The sequence below is a fragment of the Spirillospora sp. NBC_01491 genome (assembly GCF_036227065.1).
Lineage (GTDB): Bacteria > Actinomycetota > Actinomycetes > Streptosporangiales > Streptosporangiaceae > Spirillospora > Spirillospora xylanilytica.
The window spans coordinates 2,998,239-3,015,277 of sequence record NZ_CP109432.1 but is presented as its reverse complement, the minus strand read 5'-3'; the positions used below and the strand labels follow the sequence as shown (position 1 = coordinate 3,015,277).

The 17,039-nt window shown below is 70.5% G+C and carries 12 protein-coding genes; 5 read left to right on the top strand and 7 right to left on the bottom strand.

All coding sequences use genetic code 11. The features are described 5' to 3' along the window. Positions 1-307: 307 nt before the first annotated feature. A complete protein-coding gene (locus OHA34_RS14045; RefSeq protein ID WP_329521844.1) occupies positions 308-1,726 on the bottom strand; it encodes a helix-turn-helix domain-containing protein in 1,419 nt (472 codons plus the stop codon). 407 nt (positions 1,727-2,133) lie between these two features. Here OHA34_RS14045 and OHA34_RS14040 point away from each other — a divergent pair, with 407 nt between their 5' ends. From OHA34_RS14040 to OHA34_RS14020, 5 genes are all read left to right on the top strand, one after another. Beyond that, positions 2,134-2,520, top strand: coding sequence for an ATP-binding protein (locus tag OHA34_RS14040; protein ID WP_329521843.1), 387 nt, complete (start codon positions 2,134-2,136; stop codon positions 2,518-2,520). A gap of 222 nt (positions 2,521-2,742) precedes the next feature. Continuing rightward, positions 2,743-3,159: an ATP-binding protein gene (locus OHA34_RS14035; RefSeq protein WP_329521842.1), complete on the top strand. Its 417-nt coding sequence runs from the start codon at positions 2,743-2,745 to the stop codon at positions 3,157-3,159. A gap of 821 nt (positions 3,160-3,980) precedes the next feature. Further along, complete coding sequence (locus OHA34_RS14030) at positions 3,981-4,925, top strand: hypothetical protein (protein WP_329521841.1); 945 nt, start codon at positions 3,981-3,983, stop codon at positions 4,923-4,925. Positions 4,926-5,471: 546 nt separating this feature from the next. After that, positions 5,472-6,218 (top strand): AAA family ATPase, encoded by a 747-nt coding sequence (locus OHA34_RS14025; protein ID WP_329521840.1) that lies wholly within the window; start codon positions 5,472-5,474, stop codon positions 6,216-6,218. Positions 6,219-6,312: 94 nt separating this feature from the next. After that, positions 6,313-8,163, top strand: coding sequence for a hypothetical protein (locus OHA34_RS14020; protein WP_329521839.1), 1,851 nt, complete (start codon positions 6,313-6,315; stop codon positions 8,161-8,163). A gap of 158 nt (positions 8,164-8,321) precedes the next feature. Here OHA34_RS14020 and OHA34_RS14015 read toward each other — a convergent pair whose 3' ends face one another. The 6 genes from OHA34_RS14015 to OHA34_RS13990 form a co-directional block, all read right to left on the bottom strand. After that, positions 8,322-9,251, bottom strand: a complete 930-nt coding sequence (locus tag OHA34_RS14015; protein ID WP_329521838.1) for a C40 family peptidase — start codon at positions 9,249-9,251, stop codon at positions 8,322-8,324. A 41-nt stretch (positions 9,252-9,292) separates the two neighbouring features. Beyond that, positions 9,293-10,207 (bottom strand): replication-relaxation family protein, encoded by a 915-nt coding sequence (locus tag OHA34_RS14010; protein WP_329521837.1) that lies wholly within the window; start codon positions 10,205-10,207, stop codon positions 9,293-9,295. Then, a complete protein-coding gene (locus OHA34_RS14005; RefSeq protein WP_329521836.1) occupies positions 10,207-12,696 on the bottom strand; it encodes a type IV secretory system conjugative DNA transfer family protein in 2,490 nt (829 codons plus the stop codon). Before OHA34_RS14005 ends, OHA34_RS14010 begins: the two co-directional genes overlap by 1 nt. Further along, entirely contained in the window at positions 12,693-14,489 is a 1,797-nt protein-coding gene (locus OHA34_RS14000) for a VirB4 family type IV secretion system protein (protein ID WP_329521835.1), read from the bottom strand. The genes OHA34_RS14005 and OHA34_RS14000 overlap by 4 nt, the downstream gene beginning before the upstream one ends. Positions 14,490-14,560: 71 nt before the next feature. Next, positions 14,561-15,547: a PrgI family protein gene (locus tag OHA34_RS13995; RefSeq protein ID WP_329521834.1), complete on the bottom strand. Its 987-nt coding sequence runs from the start codon at positions 15,545-15,547 to the stop codon at positions 14,561-14,563. Continuing rightward, positions 15,544-16,845: a hypothetical protein gene (locus OHA34_RS13990; protein ID WP_329521833.1), complete on the bottom strand. Its 1,302-nt coding sequence runs from the start codon at positions 16,843-16,845 to the stop codon at positions 15,544-15,546. Before OHA34_RS13990 ends, OHA34_RS13995 begins: the two co-directional genes overlap by 4 nt. Between the last annotated feature and the right edge of the window lie 194 nt (positions 16,846-17,039).

The window sequence follows — 17,039 nt, the reverse complement described above, 5'->3', positions numbered from 1 at the left end:
CACGCCCCGCAACGACAAGGACCAACAGAACACACTCACACAGAACCGGGCCGGGCGGCCACCACAGCCGCCCGGCCCTAACGCGTCCAAACGCCCCCGCACCCCAGAACGAGCCCCCCTGCAACGACGAAGGCTCCGGAGCTCGCCGCTCCGGGGCCTGTTCCGTCACTGTAGGGCTACGGCTTTCGTCGGTACCCCTTATGAGGCCGGGCGCATCTGCGGATCGACGGACCTCGTCGCCATGCCGGAGGGCGCATGCGGCAGGTCGGCGGCAAGGTTCTGAATGACGCCGGTTTCGTCGGGATGATCAGGTGAGGGAGCGGCCTGTCTCGTGGAGACCTGACATTGCGTCGGTGAGGTCGCGGTAGGACGATGTGGTCCGTGCCGAGCTCGGCACGACACCGGCGACGTTGCGGATTTCGCGTCTGATCATCGGAGTGCAGCAGATCGCTGGGATGGACAGCACCGCCTCGGTCATTTCTCGGCAGGCCTCTTCTGGCTCGTGGGACTTGATGTAGCCGAGACCGCGCTGGAGACGTGTGAGAGTGACGTCCAAGCATCCATCCGGTTCCAGGCATCCTTCCGGGGAGGTGCCGGTGACGCGGTCCAACACGATGGTCTGCTGGGCGAAGGCCTCGTCCGGGCGTCCGGCGTGGGTGTAGATCTCTCCGAGGTGTCCCGCCAGTTGGGTGGCGGTCAGGCCGATGATTCCGTCGGTCGCGTCGGGCCCGGAGAGTTCCGCGTGGATGTGCCGTGCGTGGTCGGCTGCGGCCAGTGCCGCATTCTGCTGACCAGGGGTCTGGGCAAGCACGCGCGATCGGATGATCTCTGCCCGAGCCGCCGCCGCGGTCTTGCTGTTCCGGCCCGTGAGGTTGAGAGCTTTCGTTGCCAGGTCGAGAGCGTCCCGCCGGTTGCCGTAGTAGAGCGGGACGAGTGCTTGCCGGGCTGTGACCCAGCCCCGTAGATCCCGGTTCTCGTTTCGCTCCGCTGCCAGTTCCGCCATGTTGAGCCACTTGTCGGCGGCGCGTATGTCGCCCATGTGGAGCAGGCCGATCCCGAGCATTCCCGAGAGCCTGGCCATGACTTCCAGGAGTCGCCGCTGGATCTCCGGGGTGTGATCGCCTTCGAGAACCTCGTGCGTGTCGCGCAGATCCCGGGCGACGTCGATCATTACGTTGCCCGAGGTGCCGGTGCGGAAGAGGGCGTCATAGTTGGCGGCGCGCCTCTCGAGATGGGTGACCGCGGAGTCGGCGGTCTCCTTGTTGAGAGTTCCGCCGAGCCTGTGCAGGATTTCGTCGAGCTCCATCATGAGTCCCTCGTGGCCGTGTGCTTCGACACCGGCAGGAGGCGGTTCTTGCCTGCCCCGGGCAGGTGATATCGAACCCGAGGCCGTGTCGCTGTAGTCCCCTCCGAAGCCGAGACGGTCCGGGCGTGTCTGGTATAGCCGACACAGCAGGTCGATCGCCTCGGGGCGGGGCCGAGTCCGGCCGTTCTCCCATTCCGAGACCATCGTCTTGGTGATGTTCCGGTCGGTGTTGCGGAGCTCGTTGAGCCGGTCGGCGACCTGCTGAACACCCCAACCGTTCGCGAGCCGGTGGGCGGCGAGGGGGGAAACATCGCAGCCTTCGGCGAGCTGCTGGGCGAGCTGGTCTTGGCTCCAGTGCTCAATCGTCGCCAGGGCGCGGAGCTCTGCTGCTTTCCTGCGGGTCTCTGATACTCCGCCCATGGGCGCGATGCCTCTCCGTCATCGGGGCTGACGCTTTCAAGGTAACCACCGATGTGGCCCTACGGTCCGCCCCGATCACCAGTCGTATCGGCATCCCGATACGACATGTCCCCGTTGTGTCGACATCTCAACACGACTGAGCGTTGTATCGCGATTTCGATATTGCCTCGTCACTGTGTGTGCTGGACCGTATCGGCACAGCATCAGCCCCGTCCTCCTCGGCAAGCCAGCGCTGCTCCAGGAGACCGAGGTGTCATCACTCACCAGCCGCCCGCCGCGGCGACGAGAGGGCTCCATGACCGCGATCCGTTTCCTCGTGCTCGATGCGAGCACGAGCGCTCGACGTCCTGCCGCCGCCTGCGGGGGCGAACGTGCCCTCATCGAGGATCCTGCTGAAGGCCACCATCATGACCACTGACCCACTGACGGACGCCATCATCCTGGATCCCTCGGAGGCGGCACCCGAGGCGGCGCGCGCGTTCCTGTCGGACCGATTTTGGGAGTGGGGGGTGGAGGACGACTTCGATGGGCGATTGATCGTCTCGGAGTTGGTGACGAATTCGTTTTTGCACGGCGCCGGTGCCATCGTCGTCCGAGTATTCCGAGACGAATGTAGTGGGCTCCCAGTCATAGAAGTGTGGGACGAGAGCGAGGAGAAACCGGTTCTATGTCCGGCGAACTACGTCTCGACCTCGGGACGAGGGATGCGGATGGTCGATGCACTCGCCGCCGATTGGGGTGTGCGCCCGCTCGCGGGAGGCGGGAAGGCCGTTTGGGCGATATTGGCGACTTGAGGCCGGACCGAAGTATCGGTGGACGGTCCAATCGTCGGCTCGACTTGACGCCGGGAAAGAGTCGAGCGTCAATCGTATCCGGGCCGCCCGTTTTGTTTCGGGTCGTGGTGACGGCGCCGGGCGGCAGGATGGAAAGGAATCGGGGAAGTGGGAAAGGATAATTGGAGCCTGTGCTCTCCGGGTGACTGGTTGTGGGGCGCAGAGCCGATGCGGTGGCGCCGGGTGTTCTCGGGTCGCGCGGACCAGGTGGGGGTGGCGCGGGTGTTCGCGACGTCGCTGTTCGCCGGCTCCGGACGCGAGGAGGACGTGGCGGTCGTGGTCGCCGAACTGGGCAGCAACGCCGTCCGGCACTCACGGTCAGGGGGTGCGCGCGGCTGGTTCGGTCTGGAGGTCACGCTGGCGGACGTCTCCTACATCGCGGTGACCGACCTGGGCGGTGGCTGTGTTCCGACCGTTCGCTCAGAGCAGCCGGGGTGTGAGCCTCGGGTGGGCGGGCGTGGACTTCTCATGGTCTCCAAGCTCGCGCTGGCGACCGGTGTCCATGGCAGCCCGCGGATCGGCTACACGGTGTGGGCCGACATTGACCTGCGGGGAAGTGTGGGGACCACTCCGGCCCGAGAGGTGCCGCTGGCGTCATAAGAGGGCCCAGCCTGCCTGTAACAGGCTGGCCCCTCGAGGGCAGGATAGACGAGGCCCTTGAAGTTGAGGCCCCGTCCGCAGGCCCGGTTCGCCGGGCGGCGGGTGGGGCCTGCTTCCGTTCTGCGGCGATCCGCGCCTTCTGTGCACGGCCCTTCGAGGCGTGTGGTGGCACTTGCTTCCGGTCTTCTGTTCGGTGTTCTTCTCGGGCTCCTTTTCGGGGTTCTCCCTATGAACGGGAGACGGCAGAGGATGCATCTGCGCAGGTCGGAAGTGGTTGTGCATATTCCGCTCGTGGGCCCGACTCGTCGTCATGACGACCCCTGGTAATAGATCAGATGTGCGTGCGAGGTGCTGCCTGTCTTCCCTGCTCTGATCACTGGTCTCTCTCTGTGTCTGTCACTGGCGTATCTGAAGTGCCGGCGGATGAGCTGACCGCTCGCCCTGCTCGCCGGCTGCCGGGTGAGAGTCGACCGGGCGAGTCGTGGGGTGCCCGTGCGGCGAGTCGAGGTGAGGCATCTGCGCACCTCGTTCGGGCCTGACACAGCGGGTCCCGTGCCCTTTATGGAGACGGAACGCGAATGAGTCGCGCATGCCGTGTGCTTTCCGGGGGCGGCGACGGTGATTGGTCGGTGAAATTAGCTTTGTTGTCGCTTTGGTTTATGGGTTCGGGGTGGGATTGGTTAGGTTGTTCAGCCCTTGAGGTGATTAAAAAACCGGCCGAGGTGCTTGCCTATTGATGCGGCATCGAGAAATGGTCGAGCTCCCGGCGAACGGGAACGGCACCGAAATGCGGTCGCCGGTATCACTGAATGGGAGTCGAAATGGCCACCAAGAAGAACGCCGCGAATAGTTCCGCCGGAAGCCGTCCCACGGGGCCGCAGGCCGCCGCGAACGCCGTCGCCCCTGTGACAGACGGATCACGTCCGGCGGGGGCGGCTGGGGACGTGTGGGACGCGCTGACGGCAACCCCCGGCGCCACCGCGTCCGCTATCGGGACGGCGGCGGGGGTCAGCCGCGCGACCGTCGGGCGCACGCTGACCAACCTGGAACGTGACGGCCGCGCCACCCGGACGCCCGGCGGCCGGGATGGCGGCAAGCGGCTGCCCGACACCTGGCACGCCTTGGTCACCGTCCCCGGCACGGCGACCGGAACCGACGTTGTCAGCGAGCCCGACGCCGCGCCCACCGGCCACGCGCCGGACACCTCCGCCGACCGCGTGGAGCCCGACGAGGCCCCGGGCGGCACCGTCGCGACGGATGACACGACCTCGGCCGGTGCGGACACCTCCGATGTTCCCCCGGCGGACGAGGGCGACGGGATGGACGTGGCGGCGGTCGCTGAGGCCCGTGACGCGCTGACGGCCATGAGCGCGGCGGTCACGGCGGCGCTGGACGCGTTGACCGGCGGCAACGGGGAAGCGGCGTTGACGGCCGTCGAAGCCGTCTACGGCGGCTCGGGGAAGGCGCGGCGGTTGGTGCGGACGGCGGCGCTCGGGCGGCCTCGTACCGCGTCGGGGCAGGCACGCTCGCAGCCGGGTGAGATGCGCGCGAAGGTCGCCGCGCATCTGACCGCCTACCCCGGCACCGAGTTCACCCCGCATGAGATCGGCAAGGTCATCGGGCATTCGGCCGGTGCGGTGTCCAACGCCCTGGACCGTCTGACCGAGTCGGGGGCGGCCGAGCTGGTGTGCGACAGGCCGCGCCGGTTCACCACCGTCAGCCCTACCGCCGGTGCGGTCCGTCCCATGGCCAGCGCCGCGCGCTGAACCGCCGTCCCGGGGGCGGGTCCGGCCAGCCGACCTGCCCCCCCTTCGCCCGGCTCACCTCTGACACGACATGGAGTCATCACGATGACCGCTGTTCCGTCCGCCACGTCCGCATCAACGTCCGTGCCCGCGCCCGTTCCCGCCGTTAGCGGCCGACTCGGACAGGGCGAACTACGCCGCAGGGTCGCCGTCCTTCTATTGGATCGTCCGGGGGACGAGGTCACCCCGGGTGAAATCGCCAAGACGTTGGACCGGTCGGCCGGTGCGGTCAGCAACGCCCTGACCACGTTGGTGGATCACGGGCACGCCGAGCAGGTATCGGTAGGGCCGCGCCGCTTCCGCGCGACGGCGACCACGGCCGAGGCGACCAAACCCGCGCCCGGGGCGTCCGCCCGGACGGCGGCACCGACCCGGCCCCCGGCTTCCGTCCCCGCGCGGAAGCCCGCCCCGGAACCAGGAACACCCCGGGCGCACGCCGCCACAGGCGGGAAGGCGGACGGCGGGCCGGTGGTGCGGCCGAACGGACAGACCTACCACCCGCGCCGGTTGGCTGACCTGCCGGACGTGGCCGCGTTGCGGCGGCTGCGGGACGCGTCGGTTCCGGCGCTGCTGTACGGGCCGCCGGGGACGGGGAAGACGTCGCTGGTCGAGGCCGCGTTCCCGGACCTGATCACGGTTGCGGGGGACGGAGACACCGCCGTCGCGGATTTCGTCGGCGAGTACACGCAGGCGCCCGGTGGCGGCTATGAGTTCGTGTACGGGCCGTTGGTGACCGCGATGACCGAGGGCCGGTGCCTTCTCATCGACGACGCCACACTGATCTCGCCGAAGGTGCTGGCGGTGGTGTACCCCGCGCTGGACGGACGGCGGCAGATCACTGTCAAGGCGCACAAGGGCGAGACGATCACCGCCGCAGAGGGCTTCTATGTGATCGCCGGACACAACCCCGGTGTTCACGGCGCGGTGCTGACCGAGGCGCTGGCCTCGCGGTTCGCCGCTCAGATACGCGTGACGACCGACTATGACCTGGCCCGGACGCTGGACATCGAGCCCCGCGTCGTCCGGGTCGCGCGCAACCTGGCCCGCCGACAGGACTCCGGGGAGATCGGCTGGGCGCCGCAACTACGCGAGCTCATCGCCTTCCAGAAGATCGCCGGTGTCCTGGGCCCCGAGGCGGCGGTGTCGAACCTGCTCGGAATCGCGCCCGAGGAAGACCGCGACGTCGTCGCCGAGGTCGTCAGCGCCGTCTACGGCCGCGCCGTCACCCCGCTGGCCCTCGGCCGCCAAATCTGACCGCCGCGCGCCGCGAACGCCACACACCGCGAACGGCACGCGCCGCAACCGCCACGCACCATAGCCGCCGCTCGTCCACGTACGGAGGAATCCCGTGACCGCACACGTCATCACCGCACCCGCCACCCCGTCCGGGGCCGCCCCGGCAGCGCCTGCCGCCGGACCGCTACCGGCCGCCGGACCCGCAGCCGGTGCCACGCGACCGACCGACCCGCGCGGCCCGTGGCTACGGCTGTCCGCCGCGTTCACCGATGCCGTCACCGACCTGACCGAACGGGAAGACCTCACCGTGCGATGCGCGCCCGGATTGGGAGGTGGCGCGCCAGGGTGTTTCATTCCCGCGCTGGCCACCATCGAACTGGACGGCGCGCACCTGGGGCAGTACCCCGGCACCTGTGACCCGTCCCGCCCGTCCGACCGGCACCGCTACCCCGCCCTGTGGGGCGTGCTGGTGCACGAGGCCGCGCACGCCGCTCACAGCCGCTGGACGGTCCCGGACGGCGTGCCCACGGCCGCCGTGGAGGTGGCCATGGCGTTGGAGGAGTCGCGGATCGAGGTCGCCCAGATCCGCCGCCGCCCCGCCGATCGCCCCTGGCTACGCGCCTCGGCCGCTCACCTCGTTCTAGCCGATTTCACCACCCGATCCCCGGGCGGCACCGGACCCGCCGGAACACCGGCCGGACCGCCCGCCGCGACGCTGAGCGCGGCTATGACGCCCTGGGACGCCGGACGCGCAGCCGCCTTGCTGCTGGCCCGCACTGACGCCGGGATCCTGAATCCCGCCGAAACCGCGTCGCTGTCCGCGACCGTGACCACGGTGCTGGGGGCGAGCCGGTTGAGCGCGCTCTCGGCGCTGTGGCACATCGCGCACGTTACCGGAGACGAAGACGCCGAGACGATGATCGACCTCGGACACCGGTGGTGCCGGATCATCGGCACCGACCCCGGCCGCCCCGCCCCCGCGCCGTCCCCGGGCACGCCTGGGGCCGACGGTGATCCGTCCCCGCTGGCCGAGGCGATCGGCGCGGCCCTGACCGCTGTCGGGGCCGCCGCCGGTCCACCCGCCGTGCCCACCTCGGCCAGCAGCGCCGACCGGGCCGCCGACGAACGCCGCCGCGAGCAGGCCGCCCGTCAGGCGGCCGAAGGCGCAGCCCGGCGCGTGTTCAGCGCCACCGGTACCGACACCGGCCGCCGTGGACCGACCGCGATCACCGGTACCCGTGCGCCGAGCCCCGACGAGCAGGCCGCCGCGCGCCGTCTGGCCCGCCGGTTGCGGGCCGCCGCGCACCGCGACCGAGTGACCTCCACCAGCACCTCGCCCACCCCGCCCGGACGTCTGCGTATGCGCGGCGCACTGGCGGCGGACGCGCAGCGCGCCGCCGGGGTCACACCGACCGCCGAACCGTTCACCCGTTCCACCCGCCGTCACGTGCCCGCGCCGCCGCTGCGGATCGGAATCGCCTGTGACGTGTCGGGGTCGATGAGGAGATTGGCCGACCCGGTCGCCTCGGCCGCGTGGATCATCTCCCGGGCGGCCTCCCACGTGCCCGACGCCGTCTCGGCCACCGTCATCTTCGGCGCGAAAGTGCGGGCCGTGACCCGGCCGGGGCAGACCCCGGCCCAGGTCTCCATGTTCAGCGCGTCCGATTCCACCGAGGACTTCGTCGAGGCCGTCGACGCCCTCGACTCGGCCCTGGACCTGACCCGCCCCGGAGCCGCCCGGCTCTTGGTCGTCGTCTCCGACGGCCGTTTCAAACCGCCGCAGCTCGTCACCGGTCAGAAGCGCGTCGACCGGCTGTCCGCCGCCGGGTGCTCGGTGCTGTGGCTGGCGCTGTCGGACCGGGCGGACGCGATGGACGGCGCGCACCTGGTCGCCCTGACCGATCCCGCAGCCGCCGCCGATGCCATCGGGGCCGCCGCCACCCGCGCACTACACGGCGCGTGAGCATCACGCCCGGGTGCGGCCCGATCGGGCCGCACCCGGGCACCGGACCCTCCATGACCTGGCGCTGTCCCGTTCCGATGACGGCGCCGGAGATCGGCGATGGGCTTGCCCTTCTCGCCGGGGTGGTCACCGTCCGCACGGCAGGTCGTGGCGGCTCTTCATCGGTGTGGACGGGGCCGTGCGAAGCCCAGCAGGGTGTTTCGGGAGTAGGGCTGGATCTGGACGACGGTGCCGGTGTGCGGTGCGGCGATCATCTTGTCGTGGCCGATGACCAGGCCGACGTGGCCGGGTGACGTGGTGGAGGTCCCCGGGCCGGAGTTGAAGAAGACCAGGTCGCCGGGCTGTCCCTGGCCTCTGGGGATGTGGGGTTCGTGGCGCCATTGGTCTCCGGAGACGCGCGGGATGGTGATCCCGGCGGCGCGGTAGGCGGCGAAGGTGAGCCCCGAACAGTCGAAGGCATTCGGGCCCAGCGCACCCCAGCGGTAGGGCTTGCCGAGTTGCGCGTGGGCGTAGGCGATCGCTTTGGCGGCGGCCTGACCCGGAGGCGCGACTGTAGAGAAGGGGCTGGCGCCGGTGCAGCCTCGGCCGCCAGGCGAGGCCGGCTCTGGTGTTCTGGTCTCTGAGTACACGCGGGCTTGACGCAGGACCTTCTCGACGTAGGCGGTGGAGTGGTTGTACTGGAAGAGGGCCGCGCGGATCTTCTCGGGCGCGCCGCCGTGTTTGAGGTAGGAGGCGGCGGCCGGGATGGCGTCGGCGGGATCGAAGACGCTTTTGCGGCCGTCGTGGTCGCCGTCGACGCCGAAGGTTGCCCACGTTTCGGAGATGAACTGCATCGGGCCCGCCGCACCGGCCTGGTTCGTCCCGGATGCGATCCCCGGTCCGTGGCCGCGCCCGTGGTCGGATTCGACTTTGCCGACGGCGGCGAGGATATTCCATCCGATGCCGTACCGCTTCCCGGCCTTGACGTACAAGGCCAGATAGGAAGGCGGGATGTCCGCGGCGCCCCGGCCGGGGTCGGGCTGGCACGGCGGGTTCGTGGTTCCGGAGCCCGGGATCGCCGCGCCGAGGGCCCCGACGAACACGGCCATGAGCACGAGCACGGCGACCGCCGCCCCGATGATCAGTGGCATCAGGACGTCTCGGGATCCGGGCTCTGGCCGGTTGCCCACGCGGTGCCGAGGGCGGACAGCCGATGTCGGCGGCCGATGGTTCCGGCGAGTTGCCAGACCGGTCCCGCGGGGCCGTCGGGCGAGGTCGCAGGGGTGTGGACGGCGGTCGCGACCGGAATCTCGGGAACGCCGAGGACTTTGCGGAGGTTGGCCTCGCGTGCCGAGCTGGGCAGCCAGATCAGGACGGGCGTGGTGGTTCCGGTGGCTTCGGCGAGGTCGGCGTAGCCGCCGAGCTTGCGGGCGACGCGGGCGAGCGTCTCGGTTCCGGTGTCGTGTTCGAGGAAGAAGTCCAGTGTTCTCGGCGGGGCGTTCACGCTGGCCTCGGTCCAGCGGCCAAAGGCGTCAGGACGGGCCAGGTCTCCCCACAACGCGGCGCAGCGCTGCTCAGACCACCATTCGGTGAGGGTGGTCCCGTCGGCGCGGCGCCGGGCGTGGGCGTGCAGGCGGATGAAGAAGTCGTTCACGCCGACCTGGTGTCCGAGTCGCGGCGAGACCGAGATGCCGGTCGCGGCGTCCTGCCGGTAGCCGAAGGCGCTGACGGTCTGACCGTGCTCGATGGCCAGGACGTGGGCGCCTGCGGGTCCGAGGACCCAGTGCCACGGTTTGGACCCGACCGGCGTCCAGGGCCGGAATCTCAGCAGGGCGTGAAGGCGGTACAGCCGGTTGAGTCGTTGCCGGGCGCGTTCGGGGCTGGGGAAGAACAAAGAGGTGAGCTGGCCGGTGGTCAGCACGCGGTGTTCCCACACCAGGGCCAGTAGTTCCCGGTCGCGTGCGGTGAGCCGGTAGGCCAGATCGGCGATCAGGTCCGGCGCCATTCGCGGCGGGCGGATCTGGGGTCCGCGCAGGCGGTTGGTCGCCTTCTTCTGGGGCGTCATCAGGCGTTGCCGTTCTCGTCGTTGACCGCCCCGGTCTCTTCGGCCGCGCCGGCCGCGCTGGCGGAGTCGGCGGCGTTCAGGGTGCGGAGGCCGACGGCCGGGATGAGTCGTTTGGGTTGCCCGGCCGCGAACTGCTCGCGGGATGCCCGGCGGGCGGCTTGGGCCCGCCCGGGGATCGGATGGGGAAGGGGACGGGTGCGGAAGGTGAACGCCGAGGTGGCGGTGTTGCCGTCGATGAGGCGCGCGGCGGCTTGGTAGGCGCCCAGGTGGGACAGGTCGTGCGGGCTGATCAGAGGTGCGGTGTGGCGGGCCAGGTCGGTGGCGTCCTCGGGCGAGGCGGCGAAGTAGATCTTGTTGCGGGCATCGGCCGAGACCGCTTCGCGCAGATCTTTGGGGAGCTGCGAGAGGTGCTGGTGGGCCAGGGTGAGGCTGAACCGGTAGGCGCGCGCCTCGGCGAGGATGTCGCTGATGGAGCCGGGCAGGTTGAGGAAGTTGTGGGCCTCGTCGATGTAGGCGGCGGCGTCACGGCGCAAGTGTTCAGGCTGGTTGGCGCGCGGGGTGATGGCCTGCCAGGCGTGGGCCAGGAGCAGCGATCCGAAGAGGCGGACGGCGTCTTCACCGAGCACACCCTTGGGAAGCCGCGCCAGGATCAGACCGCCGCTGCCCAGGGTGTGACCGAGGTCGACGGTGGACGAGGCCCCCGACAGAGTGTCGCGGACGAACGGGCGCAGCAGCACCGCTCGCAGCTTGTTCATCACCGGGCCGATCACCGAGGCGCGAGCGGCCGGAGTCAACTCGTCGTAGGACGACCAGAACCCGCGCAGCAGTTCATCGTTCAGCCTCCCGGTGACACGGGCGCGATAGGCGCTGTCGACCAGGAGGCGGGGAATATCGCCGAGGGTGGCGCGGGCGCCGTTGACGCGGGTGAGGGTCAGGCACGCCGACCGCATGAGGTCGTCCAGCCGAGGTCCCCAGGCGGAGGAGAAACAGCGGCGGAACGTGGTGACGATCGACTCGGCCGCGAATGCCGGGTCCGGGCCGGCCAGCACGTTGAGGCACGGTGGCGGGCCATGGTCGGCCGGGTCGAACACCACGGTGCGGCCGACGGCGCGCTCGGGGAGGCGGTCCAGGACGTCGGCGACCAGGTCGCCCTTGGGGTCGATGACCAGTGCGCCTCGCCCGGCGGCGGCGTCGGCCAGGATCAGGCTGGCCAGGAACGTCGACTTGCCGACGCCGGTCTGCCCGAGGACGTGCAGATGCTGGCGGGCGCCGGCGACGGTGAGCCCGACCGGGCGGGGCGCTCCGGCCTCGGCGTCGCCCAGGACTCGGACTCCGGGCCCGCCGACGGGAACGGCCGGTGAGGGGGCGACGGGGCGGGCACCGGCGCGGGTGACCCCGGGCGCGCCCAGGTCATAGGGCAGGTGCGCGAGCGCGGCCAGCTCGGGCACCGACAGCAGATCACCCCGGTCCAGTCGACGCGAGGCCGCCCGGGACGCAGGGTTGCGCAGGCGCCGTCGGCGCAGGTACTGGTGGCCGGAGGTGAACAGCGCGAAGGTCGAGGCGATCTCGTGAGCAAGACCCCGTAGCCACGCCTTGGCCTCCTCGCCCTGGTGGTGGGTTGTGGCTACGGCGTAGACGATCTGGGTTTCGAAGCGAGGCTGTGTGGCCTTGCCGAGGATGGCGCGGACCTCCTCGGCGCGCTCGGGGAACCGCCGGGACAGTTCACCAGGGTTGGCGTGCCCGGACATGCCCGGAGTGACCAGATCGAACACCGCGCTCTGAGGAGCGGTGGATCGTCCTCCGCGCAGCGCGGACGCGGCCCTGTATCCGCGCCGCAGACGAAGGCCGGTGGCAGGTCGCGCGAGTACCTGCACGGTGAGGTGTTCGCCGTCGGCGAGCCCGGACGCGGCGCCCAGTAGTCCCCGCAACGGGTCGGCGTCGTGGGTGCTGGAGAGCGGGTAGTGGTCGGGGCGCGCCAGCACGAGCCGCCCTCCGGCCGAAGCGGCGTTGGTGGGGAGGGGCGGGGCGGCGTGGCGGGTGGTGAGGGTGGCGCCCGGCCACGCCGACCGGATCGTCTTCTCCACCAGGCCGACCGGGATCACCCCGGGCACCCAGACCTGGAACCGGACACCGTTGTGATCGGCGACGTACTCGAACACCAGGTGCGGCTGCCCGTACAGCGCGCGTTTCCAGGCCGGGGCGGTGAGGCCGATCAGCCGCGCCCACCAGGCGGCGGCGCTGCTGTCCTCGACCTTCGGCGGCACCGCGACCTCGATCACCCGTGCCCCCTCGGCGAAGCGCGTGTTCCGCCATCGCCACATGAGCCGACGGGCCGCGCCGAGTACCGCCGCACCGGCCAGAGTGCCCGCCGCGAGGCCCGGCCCGTACTGCGCGGCCAGGTGGAGGAGGTGCTGAGGTTCCTGCCACAGGTGCAGGAGGAGATCGGCGAGTCCGTTGGCGGTGCTGTTGTGGGTGGTGTGCAGGTTCATAGCGGGTCGATCTCCTTAGCCTGGTCGGTGGCCGCGGTGGCCGCGGTCGTGTCGTCGTGTTCGCCGAGTGCTGAGAGTTCGGCGGGGTCGGTGGTGGTCAGCTGGTGTTCGCGGGCGCTGGCGATGGCGGCGAACGCGGCCCGGTCCGAGCCGGTCGCGGTCCCGCACAGCAGTCCCTGGCCGCGATCGGCGGCGAGCAGGAACGCTTTCTCGCCGTCGGTCAGGTCGAAGGCCCGACCGATGTCGTCGATGACCTGTGGGGCTTGGCGGAGCAGGATCTGGGTGGCCGAGTTGGCGATGACCGCGCGCCCGAGGTCGGTGGAGAGCAGGTCTCCGGCGTCCTGGGTGACCACCGCCAGCCCGGCCCAGTGCTTACGCGCGGACTTGGCGAGCCGGTAGAGGAACCGGGCGCCCTCCGCCTCGCGCATGAGCGTCCAGGCTTCGTCGACCACGACGAGGCGGCGGCGCCGGTCGGCGGGGTCTGCGACGTGACGCCAGATCGCGTCCAGGGCCAGCAGCGTTCCCACCGTCCGGGTCTCTTCGGGAAGGTCCCGCAGCGAGAACACGATCAGGTGGCCGTCTGGCCTGGTGGTGGTCGCGCCCGAGAACAGCCCCCGGAACGATCCGGTCACATAGGGCGCCAGTCGTCCCGACAGCTCCGCCGCCGTGCTCGCCTCGTGGGTGCTGGATTCGGCGACGAGATCGAGTTGGGTGGTGAGGTCGGCCAGCAGCGGGGCGGGACGCGCCCAGGTGCGGGGGTCGGAGGTGATGCCGCGCGTGTTGTAGGTGGCGATCACGGCCCGGTCCAGCACCGCCCGCTCGGCCGGGGCGAGCGGTTGCCCGAGCATCGCCGCGACGAGCGTCTGCAGGAACAGCGCACGGCGGATCAGGGTGTCCTCGTCCTGCCCTTTGGGGAGGTCGAAGGGGTTGAAGCGCACGTCTCGCGCGCCGAGTCCGATGCGGGTGCCGCCGACCGAGTCGCACAGGCGCCGGTATTCGTCCTCGGGATCGACGACGGCGACGTGCACGCCTTGGTAGAGCAGGCGGAGCGTTTCGAGTTTGGTGAAGTAGGACTTGCCAGCTCCCGACCGGGCCAGGGTGACGGAGTTGTAGTTGTCCTGGGCGAACCGGTCCCACACCACTACGCCCGAGGAGTAGGCGTTCAGCCCGTACAGCACCGGTGTCTGGGCGAGGCGAGGGGGCAGGTCGGGTGAGGTGAACGGGAACGCAGCGGCGAGGGCGGCGGTGTCGAACACCCGCCGCTCCCGCAAGGTGTCGGTGCCCAGGGGCAGGGTTGTGGTCCAGCCTTGCAGGGCCCGGAAGGTGGTGGGCCGGGCGTCCAGCAGTAGCGAGGCCGCCAGGGCACGCACCCGCTGCACCTCGGCCTCCAGGCCGGCGTGCCCGGTGGCGTGCACGGTCAGGTACACGCCCACCCGGAACAGCCGACCGTGACCCAGGGCGAGAGACGCGGCGAGTTCGGCGGCGTCATCGGCGGCGGCCTCGGCCGCGAAATCGGCCAGCCGGCCCTGCTGCGCGTCAGTGCGGGAGGCCGACTCCAGCCGGGCGAGCTGGCGGCGGAGCCGCTGAGCGGCGATCAAGGGCGGGATCGGCTCGATGTGCAGCGAGACGTTCAGGCGGCCGGGATAGGTGAGCAGCGGTTCCAGCCAGCCCGCGCCGACCTCGCGCGGATAGCCGGCCACGGCGAAGGAGGCGCACACCCCGCCCGGCAACTCCACCGACCGCGAGTTCACCCGCACCGCGGACGGGCCGATCCCGAGGCGGTCGCTGTCCACGTTCTCTGTCGTGTCGGCGGTGTGGCCTGAAGCGTGAAGGGCCTGGGAGAACACGCTGAATGGGCGGCGCATCATGACTCCTGCCTGGCGACGGTCGGTTCATATGGGGTGGCGTTGTCCACAGGCAGGGCCTCACCTGGGGATAGCGACTCGGCCAGGACGGCGGTGCAGGCCCGGGCGTCCAAGACGTCGGCGGTCACGCCGAGTGCGGCCAGCGAGCGGACGGCTTCCTCGGCGCGCCGCAACACGACCGACGCGCCGGCATCCCGGGCTGCTCGGGGGCGCTTGGTCTTGAGCCAGGGCAGGCTGGGCGAGGCAGTCTGGACGCCGGTGGTGTCGCTGATCACGATGAGGACTTGCCGGATGAGCAGATCGTGCGCGGATCCGAGTTCGTCGAGGAACGCGGCGTGGTCGCGGGCGGCCTGCTCCAGCGCCGGGTCGGCCAGGGTCGGTGCGTGGCCGGTGATGTGACCGGCCAGCCCGGACAGGTCGACCGGACGGGCCTGGACGAGGATCTGCACCGGAGCGTCCAGAGAGTTGAGCCACCGCCCGAACACCGCGATCAGTCCCGCTTGTTCGCCGGGTGTCCGTAGCCCGAACGAGACCGTTCCCGATTGCACGATGGCGACGGTGCGGCCGTCGGCCAGCTCCATCGCGCCGTCTTCGCGCACGGCCCGAACCGGCAGGCGCAGTGGTGCGGGCAGACGTCCGCGCATCCGGCACCACGAAGGTGGTGCCTGCACCGGCTCCCCCGCTGGGATCTGCGTCTTGGGTCGCCGGAGGTGGGCCAGGGCGGCGAGTGCGTATCGGTCCAGGCTCATTCCGTCGCGGCCTGTGATGGCGAGCATGACGCCGGCCGCCACGATCGGCAGCACCACCGCGATCAGTATCGGAAACGGCAACCGGCCCTCGGCGGTCAGCACGACCCACATGGCGTTGATGCCGGTGGCCGCCAGGATCAGCAGTTGCCGTCCGGTCAGGCCGTAGAGGATCTTGTCGGGCCGGTCGATGTCGGCTGGGATCTTCGCCGATAGCGGCGGTTCGTCGTGGCGGGTCACGGGTTCCTCCTGGGCTTGCGGGTCTTGGGCGGCTCGACCCACAAGGTGAGCTGCCGTGGCGGGACCGGCCGTTTGGGCATCCCGGGCAGCATCAGCTGCCCGGACCGAACGCGCGGACGTGGCGGCGTGGCGGGCGCCGACGTCGCGGCCGGTCTGGGGACGCGGGTGATGGGGATGGGAAGTGCCAGCTGCACCGGACGCCGGGCGGCGGGACGGGGCGGGGCTGGGATCGGTAGCGCGAGCTGCACTGGCTGCCCAGCGTCAGGCGGCTGCTGAGGAGGAGGCGGCGGCGTGGGTGGTGCCAGCGGAGGCGGTGGCGGTGCGGGAGGTGGTTGCGGAAGAGGCCGCAGGGGCGTGCGCGGCAGTGGCCGGACGCCCTTGGGCGGACGCTGGACCGCTTTGCCGGCCTTGCCCATCAGGGCGCCGAGCCCCCGGTAGATGAGGAAGCTCTTGAGCATCTGGCCGAGCATGCGTGGCTGGGCGGGCTGCCAGATGGTCCGTGCGACCCAGGAGGGGATCCGGACCATCACCCACAGCAGGCAGATCGCCAGCAGCAGGTCGGTGATGTCGTTGCGGGTCGGGAAGCCGAAGTAGGAGTTGCTGGTGTCCTTGGTCTCGGAGAACATCAGCTGGAACGCGGTGACCAGTACCAGCGACTGGCAGACCTGGATGGCCAGGATCCCGGTGATGGCTCGCCACCACAGCCGCGCCAGCCCATCGGTCACCGGCAGGGCGTGGAACATCAACGCCAGCGGCGCCGCCGCGATCAGCACCATCGTGATCGCGATGCGCACCACGTAGATGAACGCCACGCACAACGCCAGCGCGACCACGCCCAGACCCAGGATCGCCATGAACGGCTGGGTCGGGAGAAGAGTCGCGGTGACGTATCCGACGTAGGCGTCGGCGACCACGCTCGGGTCGATCTTCTCCGCGCCGCTGTTCAGGAACGCTCCGGCCAGCCCGTTGGCGAACTCGATCCCGTAGCCGATGAAGATCAGGCTGAGGTTGGAGGCTAGGAACGCCGTCACCAGCCGGACCAGCAACTGCCTGGGGGACATCTCACCGCCGGGCAGCGACTGCCCGGCCATCAGCAGCACCCCCGCGACCGAGATGACCAGGACGTAACAGGTGTTCGCGATCGTCTGCGAGGTCCCCCACAACTGCCGGGTCCGCGCCATGTCCTGCGAATCGATCTCCGGAGTGCCCAGCACCGTCGCCCGCAACAACCCGAAGATCGGCTTTGCCGCCGAGGACACCAGCTCGGCGAACCACCCGTTCACCGCCTGCTTGGCCATGCAGCTCACATCAACGAACCCACACCCTTCCTTCCCCGATTGCTGCTGCTCATCCGGGTTGTGCGACCCCGGAGTCTGCGGCCGTCCGTCCGGCGCAGACGGCGTTGGCGCCGGGGTGTCTCCGGGCGTGGACGGTGTCTCGACGGGAGGCCTCGGAGACGGGGATGGAAGCGGCGGAGGCGCCGAAGGAGACG

Coding starts and splice junctions, on each gene's coding strand:
- OHA34_RS14045 (WP_329521844.1), bottom strand. CDS start 1,726: ATGGGCGGAGTATCAGAGACCCGCAGGAAAGCAGCAGAGCTCCGCGCC.
- OHA34_RS14040 (WP_329521843.1), top strand. CDS start 2,134: ATGACCACTGACCCACTGACGGACGCCATCATCCTGGATCCCTCGGAG.
- OHA34_RS14030 (WP_329521841.1), top strand. CDS start 3,981: ATGGCCACCAAGAAGAACGCCGCGAATAGTTCCGCCGGAAGCCGTCCC.
- OHA34_RS14015 (WP_329521838.1), bottom strand. CDS start 9,251: ATGGCCGTGTTCGTCGGGGCCCTCGGCGCGGCGATCCCGGGCTCCGGA.
- OHA34_RS14010 (WP_329521837.1), bottom strand. CDS start 10,207: ATGACGCCCCAGAAGAAGGCGACCAACCGCCTGCGCGGACCCCAGATC.
- OHA34_RS14005 (WP_329521836.1), bottom strand. CDS start 12,696: ATGAACCTGCACACCACCCACAACAGCACCGCCAACGGACTCGCCGAT.
- OHA34_RS13990 (WP_329521833.1), bottom strand. CDS start 16,845: ATGGCCAAGCAGGCGGTGAACGGGTGGTTCGCCGAGCTGGTGTCCTCG.